This window comes from Petrimonas mucosa (genome assembly GCF_900095795.1).
GTDB lineage: Bacteria > Bacteroidota > Bacteroidia > Bacteroidales > Dysgonomonadaceae > Petrimonas > Petrimonas mucosa.
In genome coordinates this window covers 2,606,148-2,623,620 of sequence record NZ_LT608328.1, presented here as the reverse complement: position 1 = coordinate 2,623,620, position 17,473 = coordinate 2,606,148, and the positions used below count along the sequence as shown (strand labels likewise).

General features: G+C 39.0%; 16 protein-coding genes. 12 read left to right on the top strand and 4 right to left on the bottom strand.

Going from position 1 to position 17,473, the window contains the following annotated elements; genetic code table 11:
- The first annotated feature begins 177 nt into the window (after positions 1-177).
- The 3 genes from ING2E5A_RS10545 (at position 178) to ING2E5A_RS10535 (ending at position 6,677) form a co-directional block, all read left to right on the top strand.
- Positions 178-2,784, top strand: a complete 2,607-nt coding sequence (locus ING2E5A_RS10545; protein WP_071137368.1) for a restriction endonuclease — start codon at positions 178-180, stop codon at positions 2,782-2,784.
- An 80-nt stretch (positions 2,785-2,864) separates the two neighbouring features.
- Complete coding sequence (locus tag ING2E5A_RS10540) at positions 2,865-3,950, top strand: IS110 family RNA-guided transposase (RefSeq protein ID WP_071137244.1); 1,086 nt, start codon at positions 2,865-2,867, stop codon at positions 3,948-3,950.
- A gap of 369 nt (positions 3,951-4,319) precedes the next feature.
- The gene (locus ING2E5A_RS10535) at positions 4,320-6,677 is read left to right on the top strand and encodes a type ISP restriction/modification enzyme (protein WP_394332606.1); all 2,358 of its coding nucleotides are present in this window, start codon (positions 4,320-4,322) and stop codon (positions 6,675-6,677) included.
- On the opposite strand, the gene ING2E5A_RS10530 is transcribed toward ING2E5A_RS10535, so the two are convergent.
- Positions 6,646-7,878: an ISL3 family transposase gene (locus tag ING2E5A_RS10530; protein ID WP_071137366.1), complete on the bottom strand. Its 1,233-nt coding sequence runs from the start codon at positions 7,876-7,878 to the stop codon at positions 6,646-6,648. The two genes, ING2E5A_RS10535 and ING2E5A_RS10530, sit on opposite strands and share 32 nt — an antisense overlap.
- Positions 7,879-8,015: 137 nt before the next feature.
- Between ING2E5A_RS10530 and ING2E5A_RS10525 the strand changes: the two genes are divergently transcribed.
- From ING2E5A_RS10525 to tnpC, 5 genes are all read left to right on the top strand, one after another.
- The gene (locus tag ING2E5A_RS10525; RefSeq protein ID WP_083373303.1) at positions 8,016-9,464 is read left to right on the top strand and encodes an IS4 family transposase; all 1,449 of its coding nucleotides are present in this window, start codon (positions 8,016-8,018) and stop codon (positions 9,462-9,464) included.
- A 137-nt stretch (positions 9,465-9,601) separates the two neighbouring features.
- Positions 9,602-9,763 (top strand): hypothetical protein, encoded by a 162-nt coding sequence (locus ING2E5A_RS15385; protein WP_154670081.1) that lies wholly within the window; start codon positions 9,602-9,604, stop codon positions 9,761-9,763.
- A 43-nt stretch (positions 9,764-9,806) separates the two neighbouring features.
- Positions 9,807-10,184, top strand: a complete 378-nt coding sequence (gene tnpA, locus ING2E5A_RS10520) for an IS66 family insertion sequence element accessory protein TnpA (protein ID WP_071137365.1) — start codon at positions 9,807-9,809, stop codon at positions 10,182-10,184.
- Positions 10,168-10,527, top strand: a complete 360-nt coding sequence (gene tnpB / locus ING2E5A_RS10515) for an IS66 family insertion sequence element accessory protein TnpB (protein WP_071137364.1) — start codon at positions 10,168-10,170, stop codon at positions 10,525-10,527. Before tnpA ends, tnpB begins: the two co-directional genes overlap by 17 nt.
- Positions 10,528-10,622: 95 nt before the next feature.
- A complete protein-coding gene (tnpC, locus tag ING2E5A_RS10510; RefSeq protein WP_071137363.1) occupies positions 10,623-12,200 on the top strand; it encodes an IS66 family transposase in 1,578 nt (525 codons plus the stop codon).
- 45 nt (positions 12,201-12,245) lie between these two features.
- On the opposite strand, the gene ING2E5A_RS10505 is transcribed toward tnpC, so the two are convergent.
- Positions 12,246-13,157, bottom strand: coding sequence for an IS982 family transposase (locus tag ING2E5A_RS10505; protein ID WP_005842164.1), 912 nt, complete (start codon positions 13,155-13,157; stop codon positions 12,246-12,248).
- Between the two features lie 398 nt (positions 13,158-13,555).
- On the opposite strand from ING2E5A_RS10505, the gene ING2E5A_RS10500 reads away from it, so the two are divergent.
- Positions 13,556-13,795 carry a hypothetical protein gene (locus tag ING2E5A_RS10500; protein WP_071137362.1) on the top strand — a complete coding sequence of 80 codons (240 nt, stop codon included), beginning with the start codon at positions 13,556-13,558 and terminating at the stop codon, positions 13,793-13,795.
- Between the two features lie 127 nt (positions 13,796-13,922).
- Here the strand turns inward: ING2E5A_RS10500 and ING2E5A_RS10495 are convergent, their stop codons facing one another.
- The gene (locus ING2E5A_RS10495; protein WP_231960374.1) at positions 13,923-14,402 is read right to left on the bottom strand and encodes a hypothetical protein; all 480 of its coding nucleotides are present in this window, start codon (positions 14,400-14,402) and stop codon (positions 13,923-13,925) included.
- Positions 14,403-14,596: 194 nt separating this feature from the next.
- Between ING2E5A_RS10495 and ING2E5A_RS10490 the strand changes: the two genes are divergently transcribed.
- From ING2E5A_RS10490 to ING2E5A_RS10480, 3 genes are all read left to right on the top strand, one after another.
- Positions 14,597-15,049 (top strand): hypothetical protein, encoded by a 453-nt coding sequence (locus ING2E5A_RS10490; RefSeq protein ID WP_071137360.1) that lies wholly within the window; start codon positions 14,597-14,599, stop codon positions 15,047-15,049.
- A 74-nt stretch (positions 15,050-15,123) separates the two neighbouring features.
- On the top strand, positions 15,124-15,345 hold the full coding sequence (locus ING2E5A_RS10485; protein WP_071137359.1) for a DUF6140 family protein: 222 nt from the start codon (positions 15,124-15,126) through the stop codon (positions 15,343-15,345).
- A gap of 38 nt (positions 15,346-15,383) precedes the next feature.
- Positions 15,384-16,523: a PDDEXK-like family protein gene (locus ING2E5A_RS10480; protein ID WP_071137358.1), complete on the top strand. Its 1,140-nt coding sequence runs from the start codon at positions 15,384-15,386 to the stop codon at positions 16,521-16,523.
- Here the strand turns inward: ING2E5A_RS10480 and ING2E5A_RS10475 are convergent.
- Positions 16,513-17,466 (bottom strand): helix-turn-helix transcriptional regulator, encoded by a 954-nt coding sequence (locus ING2E5A_RS10475; protein WP_071137357.1) that lies wholly within the window; start codon positions 17,464-17,466, stop codon positions 16,513-16,515. The genes ING2E5A_RS10480 and ING2E5A_RS10475 overlap by 11 nt on opposite strands.
- Between the last annotated feature and the right edge of the window lie 7 nt (positions 17,467-17,473).

The window sequence follows — 17,473 nt, the reverse complement described above, 5'->3', positions numbered from 1 at the left end:
TAAAAGTAATAAATAATTATTTTTATTCTTTGACACAGTTTAAATTACAGTCTCGCTTATTTAATTGCTTGCTGTTGCTTATCATTCCCTTTGCTTAGTTTGTGTTCTCTTCCTCTTTTTTGTTAATCAATTACATTTATTTAGCTATATTTGTGTGAATTTCTAATCAAATACGTAATGACTCCATTTAAAAAGATCCTAGAACGTTATCGTAAATACTCGTTTTCAGAAAGTGACAAAGGAACCAGATTCGAGAGATTAATGCAGGCATATCTTTTAACCGATCAAAAATATGCATCTCGTTTAGAAAAAGTATGGCTCTGGAATCAATTTCCTGGAAAAGTTGATTTTGGTAGTGGAAATGATGTAGGAATAGACTTAGTTGGTAGAACAACTGATGGTGAATATTGGGCAATACAATGTAAATGTTTTCAAGAAAACACCTATATCGATAAAGCTGCAGTAGATAGTTTTTTAGCTACCTCGGGCAGGTCATTTCTAAATGAAGAAATGAAAACCACTCGATTTAGTCAACGTATATGGATTTCAACTTCTAATAATTGGAGCTCTCACGCAACAGATGCATTAAAAAATCAATTTCCTTCAGTAACAAGAATAAATATTTATGATCTAATTGAAGCACCTGTTGATTGGGATAAATTAGATAAAGGTATTCATGGCGAAGTAGCCAGAACTCCTAAAAAGACCTTATATGCACATCAAAAAGAAGCACTAGATAAAGCCCACGAATATTACAAGCAAAATGATCGTGGCAAGCTAATTATGGCTTGCGGAACAGGAAAGACTTTCACATCGTTGAGGATAGCTGAAAATGAAACCAATAATAACGGATTAATTCTTTTTTTACTTCCCTCAATTGCACTATTAGGTCAAACTTTAAGGGAGTGGAGTGCTGATGCAAATGAACCGATAAATGCTATAGCTATTTGTTCAGATCCTAAAGTATCAAGTCAAAAACAATTAAACGATGAAACAGATTCATTCAGTATGATTGATTTGGCTTATCCGGCATCTACTGACGCTGATTATATTCTGCAGCAATTTGAACATATTAAACAACATAGACCGGCTGGAATGACTGTTGTCTTTTCTACTTATCAGTCCATTGATGTTATAGCTGAAGCACAAAAGAAATTATTAAAAGAGGGATTTTCTGAATTTGATTTTATTATTTGCGATGAAGCACATCGTACAACAGGTGTAACACTTGCCGGAGATGATGAGTCTAGTTTTGTAAAGGTACACAATAATGACTTTATAAAAGCAAAGAAAAGGCTGTACATGACAGCTACTCCGAGACTATATGATGACAATACAAAAAGTAAAGCGGGTGAAGCTGATGCTGTTTTATGTTCTATGGATGATCCTCTTCTTTATGGAGATGAAATTTATAGAATAGGATTTGGTGATGCTGTTGCAAGGGGTCTTCTAACTGATTATAAAGTTCTAATACTAACATTAAACGATCGGGATATTCCTCAAGGAGTACTTGATATGTTTACTAAAGATGAATATGAAGTAGATACGGATGATATTTCAAAAATAGTCGGCACAGTCAATGCTCTATCTAAACAATTCCTAGGAGATGAAGGAGTAACAAAACAGATAGATCCTGAGCCGATGAAGCGAGCTGTTGCATTTTGTTCTAACATTAAAACCTCAAAATCTATTTCTGCAGTATATAATTCTGCTTCCGAATCATATATTGATCAATTACCGGCAGAAGAACGAAAACAAATGGTTTCTGTAGACGCAAGACATATGGATGGGACTATGTCGGCTCCAAATAGAGATGAACTTTTGGGATGGTTAAAAGAAGATACTTCAGAAAATGAATGCAGGGTAATTACAAATGTCCGTGTACTAAGTGAAGGCGTAGACGTTCCGTCTTTAGATGCCGTTCTATTCCTTTCCGCAAGAAATTCTCAAGTTGATGTAGTTCAATCTGTAGGTAGAGTAATGCGCAGATCACCTGGAAAAAAATATGGTTATATCATTATTCCGGTAGTTGTGCCACCGTCAGTGGATGCAAATGTAGCTTTAGATGATAACAAACGATATGGTGTTGTGTGGACTGTACTAAATGCTTTACGTGCTCACGATGATCGCTTTAATGCTACGGTAAATAAAATTGAACTTAATAAGAAGAAACCTAATAATATCCTTTTAGCAAGGTCTAAATATGGATTTGATGAATATGACAATCCTATTAATCTAGACGGCTCAAGGAGTGAGGATAAGGAAGGTGAAGAATTTGCAAAGCAGCTTTCGTTACAATTTGAGAAATTACAAAGCGTAGTTTATGCCCGAATGGTTGAGAAGGTAGGAAGCCGTAGATATTGGGAGCAATGGGCTAAAGATGTTTCTATTATCGCTGAACGACAGATTGAAAGAATTACTTTCCTTGTAGAAAACAGGAAAGAACAGAGAAAAGCTTTCGATAAATTTCTGGTAGGACTACAAAGAAATATTAATCCCAGTATCTCTGAGCGGCAGGCAATAGAGATGTTGGCACAGCACATCATAACAAAACCAATTTTCGAAGCATTGTTTGAGGATTATTCTTTTGAAAAGAACAATCCAATTTCAGATGCGATGCAGAGAATGCTCAATCACTTGGAAGGTGAATCTGTCGCCGATGAATCTGAGAAACTGCAGAGATTCTATGAATCAGTTCGCAAAAGAGTAGAGGGCATAGATAATGCACAGGGAAAACAACGCATCATAATAGTTCCTATGTTTGAAATTGTAAAAGACGGATAGGTAGTCCAGTAAAAAAGCTATATCATTTTAGTTAACTTTGTTTTTGAGAGATAACAATCTTAACTTAAACAATATAGCTTATGAACAGAGGACAAAGTAACAAATTAGATTTCAAAGGGCAAAATATTTACGTAGGAATCGACGCCCATTTGAAAAGTTGGTCGGTGGCAGTGTTATCCCAACATTCTGTTCTGAAGAAGTTCAGGCAGGATCCGAGTCCGGAATCGCTGCACAAGTTTTTGACAACCCATTATCCGGGAGCGGATTATCATTCGGTTTACGAAGCGGGATTCTGCGGGTTCTGGATACACGAGAATCTGACAGGATTAGGGATCAACAACATCGTTGTCAATCCGGCTGATGTGCCGACCATGAGCAAGGAGAAATTACGCAAGACCGACGCGGTTGATTGCGGGAAACTGGCCAGGGAATTACGGTCGGGAACATTAAAAGGCATTTACGTGCCGGATGTCGCCACCCTGGAAATGCGTTCTTTGATAAGGTTGAGAAACAGGATCGTAAAAGACACCACGAGGGAAAAGAACCGGATAAAGTCGTTCCTGCGATTTCACGGGATAGACATCCCGGAAGAATTTACACGTCATTCGGTGGGGAACTGGTCAAAGCGGTTTTTGGCATGGCTGCGCGAAGTGTCGCTTTCCACCGAATATGGGCGGCAGGCACTGAACATACACATAGAGCAGTTTGTACGCCTGCGCGGCATGCTTCTCGAACAAACGCGGATATTGCGCGCATTATCCCGCAGTGAAGTACTCAAGGAGCCGATACGCCTGCTTGCATCGGTTCCGGGAATAGGGATAACCACCGCCATGTCGTTGGCGGTCGAGATAGACGATATCCACCGGTTTTCCAGCGCCGACGCACTGGCTTCCTACATCGGACTGATTCCCATGTGCCACTCCAGCGGGGAAAGTCAGGGCGACGGCAACATCACGGTTCGCAAGCACGCGATGTTGCGCTGTTACATAATCGAGGCTGCATGGATAGCCATAAGGAAAGATCCGGCAATGACATTGGCCTATGAGGGATACCGTAAACGGATGAATGCCCAGAAGGCCATAGTCAAGGTAGCCCGTAAACTGGTGAACAGGATATTTTTCGTGCTCAAACATGGACAGGAATATGTGCCGTGCGTTGTCAATTAACATACAATCCTACAGTGTAAGCAATTTTTCCACGGGGGAAACACTGTCATATTATTGCAGCTTTGAAGTCTGCTTAAATTAGTATGTGACCCCCGCCTATCGTAAACTGATACAGGAATTTGCAGCTCCCGCCGCAAGGCCGGGTAGTCTGCTGTGGAAAGATTGTTTACCGTAGGATGTAGGATCGGGTTTTCTTAGCCATATGGACAGTGTCAGTAATACTGAAAAAGGAGGCAGAATATCCACCTCCTAAAGTAGCATTACTGCATACCGTCAGGGTGCTTATTGCTGACAGGTTGCCCCCCGGCAGAGCCTGTTTCCTCTTAACACCCTGATGCAAAGATAAAATTTAAAAGTTAATTAAAATGAATTGTCCAATTTTATTGGGATTTTAAATGGAAAGAACTATATGATAAGTTTTTTAAAAATGCTTTCCCAAAAATGGCTGAGCAGCTTGGTATTGTGTATACACCAGTCGAGATAGTCGATTTTATTATCCATTCTGTCAATGATGTACTTAAAAAGGAGTTTGATCGTTCCATTTCTGATGAAAACATACATATACTGGACCCTTTTACCGGTACCGGTACGTTTATAACACGTTTATTACAAAGCGGCTTAATAAAAGATGTAGATCTTCAGAGAAAGTACAAACAAGAACTTCATGCAAATGAGATAGTTTTGTTGGCATATTATATAGCAACCGTCAATATTGAAAATGCTTATCACGACCTGATACCCAAGACCGAAGATAATGTCAAAAATCAAAACTATGTTCCTTTTGAAGGAATTGTATTAACAGATACATTTCAATTAGGAGAAACCAATGAAAGTGAAGTGCTTTTTTCGGAAACATTTCCACAAAACTCTGCACGAGCAACAAAACAGAAAAAGACACCAGTTCGTGTGATTATTGGAAATCCACCCTATTCCATAGGACAGAAATCAGCCAATGATAATGCACAAAATCAATCTTACCCCAATTTAGAGAAACGAATTGAAAATACTTATGTGGCATCATCATCAGCTGGATTGAACAAATCTCTTTATGATGCCTATATTAAGGCATTCCGGTGGAGTACAGATCGGTTAAAATCAGATCAAGGTGGAATCATTGCATTTGTTACAAATGGATCATGGCTCGATGGGAACAGCACCGATGGATTTCGCAAGACTATTGAAAATGAATTTTCCAGCATATGGGTTTTTAATTTACGTGGAAATCAGCGTACGAGTGGTGAATTAAGTCGTAGAGAAGGAGGAAAGATTTTTGGATCCGGTTCTCGTGCACCAATTTCAATTACTTTATTGGTTAAGAATCCTGATGCAACTAATAAAAAAGCCACTATTCATTATCATGATATTGGCGATTACTTGAGTAGGGAGGAAAAATTAAAGATAATTACCGGATTAGGCTCTGTTGGTAATCCTAGAATGAGCTGGAAAACAATCCACCCAAATAAGCATGGTGACTGGATAAACCATAGAAATGATGCATTTGAATCATTTATTCCACTTGCTCCGGAAAAGAAGTTTGATTTAAAAGGCCAGTCATTCTTTGTAGTTCAAGGTCCAGGAATCTTGACAAGTAGAGACATTTGGGTTTATGGTTTCTCGCGAAATCATATGGCTCAAAACGTCCGTGCTTTAATCGCTTTCTATAATTCACAGCGTTCTGAGTTTGAAACTAAGCGTATCAACAAGCCAGATATTAAAGTTGGAGATTTTATTAATTCTGACCCAACTAAAATAAGTTGGACTCGAGCGTTAAAGAAAGACCTTGAAAAGAACAAACCTCATAGTTTTCATGAAAGCAAAATTACAGAAGGGTACTATCGCCCTTTCTGTAAACAGTCATTATATTATGACAAAAGTTTGGTTGAAAGTCCAGGTTTAAATCAGATTTATTTCCCAAAACCTAAAACTGAAAATGTAATTATCTCTATACCAGGTGTTGGGGGTACGAAAGATTTCACTACCGTTATTTCCAATTCTCCTACCGATTATCAGGTGCAATTCAACAATCAATGTTTCCCCTTGTACTATTTCGAAGAACGCCAAAAAAACAGCCCAAGCCTATTTGATGCCGCAGGCGATAGAGAATACATTCGTAGAGATGGCGTTTCGGATTTTATTTTCAAAAGAGCACAAAAGCAGTATGGTAAAAATGTTACAAAGGAAGATATTTTCTATTATGTGTATGGTTTTCTTCATAGTCCAGATTATAGGACAACATTTGCTAACGACCTAAAGAAAATGTTACCTCGTCTTCCTCTTGTGGATGACGTCCGGGACTTTTGGAAATTCAGCAAAGCTGGTAGACAACTTGCGGAATTGCATATTGAGTATGAGAGTGTACCACCTTATCCGGAAGTAAAAGTTACGGGAGATGATTCCGGTTACTTCAAAGTACAGAAAATGCGCTTTCCAAAGAAAGGACAGAAAGATACCATCATTTTCAACAGCAAGATTATAATATCCAACATCCCGGACAAAGCTTATGAATATGTGGTGAACGGAAAATCTGCCATTGAGTGGATTATGGAAAGATACCAAGTCACTATTGATAAGAAAAGTCAAATTAAAAACGATCCTAATGATTGGTCTAAAGAAGTTGGTAACCCTCGTTATATTCTAGACCTTCTTTTAAGCATTATAAATGTAAGTGTTCAGACAGTAGATATAGTAAGTGGCTCTATAACGAATAGAGTGGGTAATCAAATTTGAGTTTGGCAGAAAGAAAGTATATCATGTTAATATAGTTGTGCACATCCCTATATCCTCTAGCTCTTCTTTTGGCCAATTGTATTTTGCTATTAATTCCTTCCAATACGCCATTAGTAACCCTTTTATCAAAATAAGCAGTGATCCCACTCCAATGCGATTTAATCATGGAAACAAACTTTTTGTATGGTTCTATTTTTTGATCCATTGCCATATCACACCAAAACCATAAATATCCTTTAGCTTCTTGTGGGTCGGCAATTGTAAAGACATCCATAAATAGTTCCCTTAGTCTATAAGCTTCTCCCAACTTGGGATACATCATAAGCACATAATCAAGTTCACTTTTGTTTTGTGAAGACAGGTTATCGTATTTCTTTAGTACTGTATATTTATGTCCTTTGAGAAGATCATTCCCTTTACGTTCCGCTATACGTACTTCGTCCAATGTTTTGTTTAATGATTGCACTAAGTGGAACTTATCAAAAACTAATTGGGCATCAGGAAGATTCTCCTTCACTCCGGAGATGAAAGCCGGAGACATATCCATGCTGACGATTTCAATTTTTTCTTTACTTCCACCTTTGGACTCTAGTGCTTTAGTGAAATCTTCGACAGTATTTGCATCTTTACCTTCACAGACATGAATGACCCTGCGCTGGTCTAAATCTGCGAAGATGGTAACATAATTATGTCCTTTTTTCCGAGAGGTTTCATCCATACCTATTTGGGTGACTGTGTCTAATTTATCTTTAGATAGCGCACGTTTAATCCAATAATTGAAAACTCTCCAAATGCGGGGAGCGGTAGCTTTGACGCATTCGGAAACCTTGGATACAGGCATCTCACTTTCTATCAAAAGCATGGCATAAGCTTCAAAAAGAAGTGTAAATCCACTGTTTGCACGAGCCCAGGGTACCTGTACCTGATGGATGGTTCCATCTCCTGATTTTATCCTGGGAACACGGGCGTGAAGGTAACAACGGTGTTGAAAAAAGTTTAGATGCTGCCATACCCTATCTACTGTATCATAGGCTGTAGTAGACAAGCCTGATGAATCTGAAAACTTATAACCTCTCTCAAAATTTAAATGCAAATGCAATTCTTTGCCTTTCTCTGATGTAGAATCCAAGAACTCGACACGTTCAACATACCATGGTGAACTTAACCCTAAAGCTATCCTAAATATATCTGTACTATTCATCCGGCAAAGTTAATAATTCAAGTTTCGCAAGTAAAAATTCAGTAAAAATAATCGCATAAAAAAACGGCATAGATGCTTCTGTAATTCACAGATTATTAGTATATTTAAGCGTCAAAACCAAAAATACTAACAGCCCTATGCCGATATACAAAAGTAACTCCATTTTATCAGAAATCAGCGTTTTTTTCAAGAAAGATGATTCAAACAGTGCCCTTTTTACCCTGACGGATATGCTAAAAGGTTTCAACATGTCGGAGAAGGTCCTCTTCGGGAGCAGGAGCAAATGCAACAGCAAGTATTCCCTGCTGCAGGTGCTCGAGTTGCTGATTATGTTCCCCTGTTTCATGATCAAGAATCCTTACAATTATTGTCGATCATCCCTAAGCGGCTTCTTTGGCTGCGAAAAGGATGTTTTCTACCGTTTCGTAAACAACGAAATTTATGATTGGCGCAAGATACTCTACCACTTCACCATTCAAATATGGAACAAGGTTCGCGTGAGAAGTGACCACAAGCATCAAACTGTTTGCCTGATGGTGGACGATACCGACCTTCCCAAGACGGGAAGGCGTATTGAAAACATCGGCAGGGTCTATTCCCACCTGAGACACAAGACGATCCTTGGTTTCAAATCTCTCTTCCTGGGCATTACCGATGGCAAGAGCCAGTTCATCCTCGACTTCGCCATCCTCGGGGAGAAGGGCAGGAAGAACAACTTCAGCATGAGCGACAAGGAGCTCGAATCGCGGTTTACCAAGGATAGAGATGAAGCGTCCCCCGTTGTAACGCGGGCAAAAGAGTACGGGGAGAGCAAGATCCAGTTGATGATAACCATGATAAAGCGAGCCATTAACAAGGGCATCCGCTTTGACTACCTGCTTGCCGACAGCTGGTTCACCTGCTCGGAGGTGATTCGCTTCATACGTGCCCGGCACATAAAGTGCCATTACCTGGGTATGATCAAGATCGGGAAGAAGGGAGTTACCAGGTACGGTTTTGAAGGGAAGGAACTCACCGCCCGGGCACTGATCAATCTGCTTGAAGCCAGGGGTGAAGCCAGAAGGAGCCGCAAGCTTGGTTGTCAGTATATTACCGCTGACGTTCGCTTTGCGGGCACAGATGTACGTCTCTATTTTGTGAAGAGAAAAAAGGAGTCCTGGAATGGAATAATGACGACCAACCTCTCCCTGGAGTTCCTGGAAGCCTATCGGATTTATGCCATGCGCTGGTCCCTCGAGGTCTTCTTCAAGGAAACCAAGGGATTGCTGGGTATGGGCAAGTGCCAGTCCCGGAACTTTGCTGCGCAGCTTGCCGCAACCACGATCACGGCCTTGCAATACAATTTGCTTTCCCTGGCCAAAAGGTTCACCAGTTATGAGACCATTGGCGGAATCTTCAGGGATGTGCAACACTCTGGCATGGAGCTCTCCGTAACGGAGAGGATATGGGGCATTATCCTTGAAATGGTGAAAATCATGACCGGGATCTTCTCCATTGAAGAGGAAGAGATCTTCGATGCAATCATTAACAAATCGGATAATCTGGCTCACTTTATCAACTTTTATGAACTAAAATCGGCAAGTTAGCAACTTGCGAAACTTGAATTAATAAGATTTCCAATTACCCACATCAAACGTTATAGAGCCTAGTAAGTGATTTACCAAAGATTGAGTTTGAATAAATATTTACAAAGAATATTATCATTTAAAAATATGATCCTCTCATGAATAAAGTAAAATATAATAACATACAAATTGAGGAGTGGGGTGCTGATGCAGTTAAGGCAGCGATATCTAAAACAGATACCTTACATGCATTTATTGAAAAAAATGATAAAAGACCTTTCTGGGATGGTGGTAAGCCCCCGATAAAATACCCATTTTAGCGAAAATGGTTTTTTCCGATCTTTGCCTGCAAACCTATTTTTTATGAAGCCTGTAAGCAAAGAAGAATTCCTGGCGATACTGGAACGCCAACAGAAGAGCGGGTTAAGCATCAAGGATTTTTGTGCTAACGAGTCCTATACGGTCTCCAGCTTCCACTACTGGAAAACCAAGTTCGGACTCACCCGGCCCTATAACAATCATGCGCCGGATGCACCCACGGACATGCTGGCACCAATCAACTTAAACCTGCCCATAAAAGCCCCTGTATCCTCGCCGGCTTCATCCCCTCGCAGCAGTCAGGGAGAGATCAGGATCAAGCTCCCGGGAGGTATCCAGGTCAGCTTCATTGGTAGTGCCCAGGCAGAGATCGCGATCAATTTACTGAATCAAATCTGCTCACGCCATGTTCTGCCTGAATGATAACATGCGCTACTTCTTGTGTCCTGGGAAGACAGACATGCGAAAAGGGATGAACTCGCTCTGTGGTGTGGTTCAAAACCTGATGGGATATGATGTCCGCATGGGTGATGTCTTCATCTTCATCAATCGAAACCGTACGACCATGAAGCTTTTGCATGCGGAAGATGGCGGGTTGGTTCTGTACATGAAAAGGCTCGAGGAAGGTACTTTCCGCATACCCGCGTACGATGAAAAGAGTCGTTCCTATCCCATGCAGTGGCGCGATCTGGTGATGATGGTGGAAGGGATACAGGATGATCCGGGCAGCCGCTTGAAGAGGCTCAAAGCGATGAGAAACGGGTAGTAAAAATAATCAGAAAAAGAGTGAAAATAATCTCCTGAAAGCTTGTCCAGGTCAGGGTTTTTTAGTATTTTTATGACTAAATAAAAGCCCGGTAAATGGACCAGATACAAGCAGTAGAGCTCCTCATACAATCGCAGGCGGAACAAATCCGTCAGCTCACTGAGGCTAACGCGAAGCTATCTGAACAACTCACCGGGATGCAGCAGCGGATGGATAAGCTGCTGGCACAGATCGCCTGGTTCACCCGCCAGTTCTACGGGCGTAAAAGCGAGAAACTCTCGCACCTGGATCCGGCCCAGCTCTCATTGTTTGAAACGATTGCAGACGAGGAGGAAAGGCTTGCCGAGATCGAAGCGGCCCGTGCTGCTGCCGAGAAGCAGATAGAAGAGCAGGCACCCGCCAGGAAGAAAGAGAGATCCAACCGGAAGATGTTGGAGGGTCTTCCCGTGGTGGAGGTTGTGCTGGAGCCGGAAGAACTTGATCCGGACAAGTACAAGCGTATCGGTGAGGAACGTACCCGTACACTTGAGTTTGAACCCGGGAAGCTGTATGTGAAAGAGCTTGTGCGCCCCAAGTACGCTTTAAGAGACAACGCTGCCCCGACGGTTGATGGCACACCCGGTGTGATCATCGCCCCCCTCCCGCTACTGCCCATATACAAGGGACTTCCCGGTGCCAGTCTCCTCGCTGAGATCCTGCTCCAGAAGTATGTGTATCATCTCCCCTTTTACCGCCAGGTACAGCAGTTGGGACATCTGGGGGTGAAGATACCGGAGAATACGATCTCCGGCTGGTTCAAGCCGGCCTGTGAGCTCCTGAAGCCGCTCTACGAGGTTCTGAAGAAAGAGGTTATTGATACTGATTACCTCCAGGTGGATGAAACCACACTTCCGGTGATCAACAAGGAAAGTCACAAGGCAAAGAAAGAATACTTGTGGATGGTGAGAGCGGTCATGAAGAAACTGGTTTTCTTTTATTACAACGATGGTTCCAGGTCACAACAAACCGTGGGTACCTTACTGAAATCCTTTACCGGTTACCTGCAAAGTGACGGGTGGCAAGCCTACAATGTCTTTGACAAGGAGGATCAGGTGTGTCTCGTTGGCTGCATGGCCCACATAAGGCGCTATTACGAGAAGGCCCTGAATGAGAATAAGGCGCTGGCAGAACATGCCCTGAAAGAGATCCAGCATCTGTACCGTGTAGAGAGGATGGCTGACGAGCGAAACCTCTCGTTCGAGGAACGGGCCAAACTCAGGGAGGAACTTGCAGCTCCTGTCATGAACTCGCTTGAAGCCTGGATGGAGAAAACCTACCCGAAGGTCCTTCCCCAGAGCCTTATCGGAGAAGCCATCGGTTACTCCTACTCACTTTGGCCTCGAATGAAAAATTACCTGCTGGATGGCAGGCTGAAACTCGACAACAACATGGCTGAAAATGCCATCCGCCCCATTGCCTTGTCTCGAAAGAACTTCATGTTCTGTGGCAACCACGAGGCAGCCGGTAACACGGCCATCATCTGTTCCCTTTTGACCTCATGCAAGGAGCAGGGGGTGAACCCTCGGGAATGGCTCATTGATGTGATAGGCAAGATGCCTTATTACCAGAAGCCGGGGAATGATGAAAACCTGAAGAAGCTTTTGCCGAATTACTGGAAAAACGAAGGAAACTAGCGAATCTCCAGTGAAAATCTAATAACGTGAGTTCGGGATAACATATTATCCCCAAATGGTTAATTGACTTGACTTTTCCACTTCAAATTTGATTGAAGGCTTTTTGGGAAAGAAACAATATGCCACCAATGCAGCAATTATGTTCATGATGAAATTATGTGTGGAACGATGCCTTGAATGTTCTATCTGGCAGATATTCTTCAGTTCATCATTGATGGACTCAATTACAGATCTTTTGCGTAAGAGAATCTTGTCGCGGAATGACATCAGGGAATTTTTCATATTTGAGCGTATACCGGTCACTAAATGAACTCCCTGGTCAAACAGCATCTCGAAGAGCTTTGTGCTGATGTAACCCTTGTCTGCATATAGTTTACCGAAAAGATCTTTGGTAAGAACATTGATTACGTCAGGGTTTCTATCGTCGACATTGCCTTTTGTGAGAGAGAAATTCAGCAATTCACCCTTTTCATTACAGACCAGATGAAGCTTGAATCCAAAAAACCAGCCCATCGTACTTTTCCCTCTTTGTGCCAGATCCCTGAATACTTTATTCGAGTGGATACGCTTGTTATGACATACTTTGATTGGAGTGCTATCCACATATGTAATGCCTGTGCATTCACCAAATCCAAAGAGTTTGAGCAACAGCATGAAAGGTACAATCACCCTGGGTTGCAACTCGACAAAACGGTTGTAGGAAACGGCATTTGGAAAATAGCTCTTCATGTGCTTGCAAATATAAAACAGGTAATAATTCTTGAAATTATGAAAGGTTCCACAGTGGAAGCAGACCATCACGGCAATAATCTCGCTCTGAGACATTTGCGTTTTCCTGTTTCTCCTTTTCGTTATGTCACCTGCTTGAAGTTGGTGATTCCGGATTTCATTCTCATATTCTGCACAAAAATCGTCGGCAATACAAAATATTTCAATAACTTTGTCTGTTGTGATCATAGGGTTGATGTTTGTTATTTGTTTGATTAACAGCTATAAATATACAAATAATCTCCCTATATCACAACTTTTTTTATGATTTTCTTATCCCGAACTCACGTTAATAATGCGCTAATAAATGCTTATAGGCACTCTAATAATACGCTAACAATTTACTAGAGAATCCGCAGTTGTCGGAATGAATAATCAGATCAAATCCGTGGGTGCGTATGCTCCGGAATAATCAAGAGGTAGTTACTCGGGTGCTTACAATTTAAGCAATAGATAAAAAGTTTTTCAATTAAATAGTTATTGCTCATTGCTGTGCATTTATTTAGCATATCGATTATATATTTTAGATGTCTGAACTGTATGATAGGGCTATGCTTTAGGACTTATTTTACTTATAATTATAAAAGATGAAAAAAGTTAAAAAGTCGGGATGTTTCACTACTTTAATTGGAATTGGATACTTGGTATATCTATGGAATAAATTTGGTGAAGGAACCCAGATAACTAGTGGTGACGCAGTAATTGCTTTATTTGAATATCTATTAGTAGTTGGGATAATATGCCTTATCCTAATTATACTGATATCTGTGATTGGGTTTAAGTTAGTGAAGAAAATTAAAAAATCACTAAACGATAAAAAACAATAATGACAAAAAGGAATCTTTAAGAGGAAGTGTTGATGGTAAAACTTGCAGACTTACTGTTCAATAGTAAATCTGCAAGCAGGTTCATGAATCAATTAATTCTCTAATTATAACTATCTCAGATTCTTATTCAAGTAAGCATTCCTTTTTTTATTTTATCTGATTCTTCACTTATCAAATATCTCCAAAGCATTGATTGCTGAAGTGATGACATTGGAATATAATTGATATATTTTTCCAGAAATTCTTTGTTATAATACTCTGTTAAATACCTATTATCAATAATTTCGTTCCAGTCCCAATAGTCAAGAAATTTATCTAATAACTCTATAGTACTTATAGATTTTGATAATTGCTGCCAGTCCCAGTAATCATGAAATTTATTTGCATTATCAAATGTGAAAGTCAGTTCATTGCAATATAAAGAAAATTCGTGCCAATCTATGTGTGCTTTAAATTTTTCAAGCATAGAAGTTGTCCACAGCATGTCGCTGTTTTGAGAAACAGCTTTCCAGTTTACTTTATTCTTATGCTTTTCCAGGAGTTGCTCTGTCCATAGAAACTCCTTGGAAGTCTCTTCCCAAGCGGACTCTTCTAATACAGCCGCCATGAAATCTGAATTAATGCTTTTTGTTGTTATAGACTCATATTTTAGTGTATAATATTTTGAATATCCTCAAAGTAAACAGAAGAATATGCCAAATAATGACATTAGTTTAAAGTATTTCAATTAATAAATTTAATACATGGCTATGCCTTAATTTGGCGTATCACTCTGTTATTTTTGAAGGAAAAATATTGATTATGCCAATTATAATATCATACGATACTTCTACCTCAACTAAAGAGAGGTGGGGATATTGGTTACATGAAGATAATAGCTCAGTTTATAAAACTCCTTTATCTGAAAGTGATTTTAACGATATAAATTATTTTGTGAAAGATATGAGTATTTCAATAAAATATGATCCTGATGATTTTGATAGAACTGATTTAATTAGTGATGTTTTTGAAGAGCAAAATTTCGAGATATATAACAAGTTGTCTGATTTCACACATTTCTATTTTCTGTTTGAATATTCTCCTGATAGTCCTTTACAAATTGATGAAATGAGTGAAATAATGATGAAGTTTTTTAAGTTAGTAATAGCTAATGATTCGGAGCCAAAATATTATTTTTTTGCAGCTGAATCACGCAATAAAATTGCAAATTCACTTTGCATTGAAATCCTAGCAGGAAAATTGCAATCTTATTAAAATTCTTTTTTTAAATAAATATTGTTTTTTATATAAATATGTTTCATATTTTTACATTAATTTAAATTTTCACCATGGCAAAAGTATTTAGAATTACACCCAAACGAATAAAGAGGAATAATGGAACAGTTCAGACACCGAATATGGTGATTACAGTAACAACTCTTCATCATACTTCAGATCCATTTTATAATGGTGCAAAAGAGATAAGAGAAGCATACATGAGACTCTACAGATTTGATTATACAAAGGCGAATTGTTATAAAAGTGATTTTAAGGTAGAGAGGTTGGATTAAGACATAAATAATAAAAAGAACATTAAAACTTTAATATTATGAGAATAAAAAGTATTGAAAAACTTTTAGCAGTAGTGTTAAGTATAAAGAAAAAAAATGATGCAGTTCTTGATGCAACAGGAGGTCGTTTTAATATATTCCAGACACTAGGCGTAAATCATTATGAAAACAAACATTCATTGATATTAGCAGCCTTATTAAACCCAGGTGGGACCCATGGACTAAAAGATGAATTTTTAAATTTATTTGTAAAAATGATAGCTCAGAAAAACAGTAGTTTAGATTTTGACTGCAGTAATGTGACTGTTATAACTGAGCATGTAATTACTGATGGAAGATTAGATATTATAATCAAAAATCCAGAACAAGCAATTATTATAGAAAATAAAATATATGCTCGTGATCAATCAGAACAATTAATAAGGTATAATAACTATGCTGAACAAAAATATGACATCGGAAAATATATAATACTTTATCTCACTTTATGGGGCAACGAAGCTAGCAAACAAAGTAGTGGAGCTACTGAATATATTTGCCTTTCTTATGAAAACGATATAATAGAATGGCTTGAAGAATGCTTAAAAATATCATTACGTCATCCTACTGTAAGAGAGACATTAGTCCAATATATCAATCATTTAAAACAACTGACAAATCAAGATATGGAATCAAAAAATTCAGAAGAAATAGTGAAAGCTTTAGCAGATAATGTTGAATCATCAATAATCGTTTATCAAAACTTCAATAACATGAAATCAATGTTAATTGAAGAAATGGTTAAAAGGGTGTCTGAAAAATTTGACTTAAATTATTCTTTGAAAAATGAAAATAGTTTCCATTTTTATAAAAATGATTGGCCAACAGGTGCAGGTATTTATTTCGCGGAAAATAACAAACAATTATATTTTGCTTTTAAAAACCAAGCAGCCAGCGTAGGAAAAGCTGAACCACAGTATTTAATTAAAGAATTATTTGATATAGACCCCATACCATTTGATCAATATGGTTACAAACTTATTGCACCACATTGGAATTTTGATAATGAAATACTTATTGACATAAGTAATGGTAAATTTGAAAAAGAAATAGTTATTAAATATTTAGATTTAGCCTTAAGATATTTGGAAAAAAATGTCAATGTGGAAAATAATATCAAGGAACCATTTAACGGTTAATTTTCGATGTTAAATAAGCATTGCGCATCTCCTTCACAATCTCCTTAACCTCCTCCCTAAACCACTCAGGTTTTAGGACTTCAACTTGGGCTCCGTGCGATAAAAGTTCTTGCCGAAAGTCGTAGGTAGGTTTAATGTAGTATTCAAAAATGGTGTAGTAGTCATTGGAGGTAATAACCTTTTGTGAGCTGTGCAACGGAAGTGCTTTTATATAGTCATCTTGTCTTTTGAGTACCTTTATCCGGACAATTTCAGTTGGGATGTCTTCTCCTGAGATGATACCAAAACTGTCACCGAAATAGGATTCAAAATCTACATCTTTAGGTAAATTAAATGTGCTTTCAGTTATCTCAACACGTTTTACACGATCAAGTGAGTAGGTTTGCAATTTAGCGCTGTAAGGATTATATGCAAGAAGATACCAGCGTTGTTTAAATACTTTTATAAAGTATGGGTTTACATCGAATGTTGCCGGATTTTCTTGCCAGAATGCTTGGTAGGTAATTGTAAGAGAGAAATTATCGCGCATGGCTTCAATTATGGTGGTCAGGTATTCCTGTCCGAGTGGTATTTTCTCAAACAGGATGCGATGTTTGATCTTGTGACTCTCATTGATAAGGTTGTTTACTGCAAATGTGTTCAACAGCCAGGTTCTCACACCACCTTTTTCTATATCTTCTGAGTTTTCAATGTAGTACTTATAACCGTTGCGCTTGTTACACTCAATGTTGATATCAAACATCTGTTCGATTGCTTTTCGATGGTTGTGAAATGTGCGCAGTGGATAATCTTCCTGTTCGCAGTTTAGAGACGACCGTTGCCAGTGCTCATTGATCTCTTCAAAGGTTATATCACTTTTCCGATATATGAGATCTACCAGCCATACATATCGATTAAAGAGGCTGGAGGTGCTGTCTTTACTGCTTTTTCTTTTGTTTATCATCTTATCG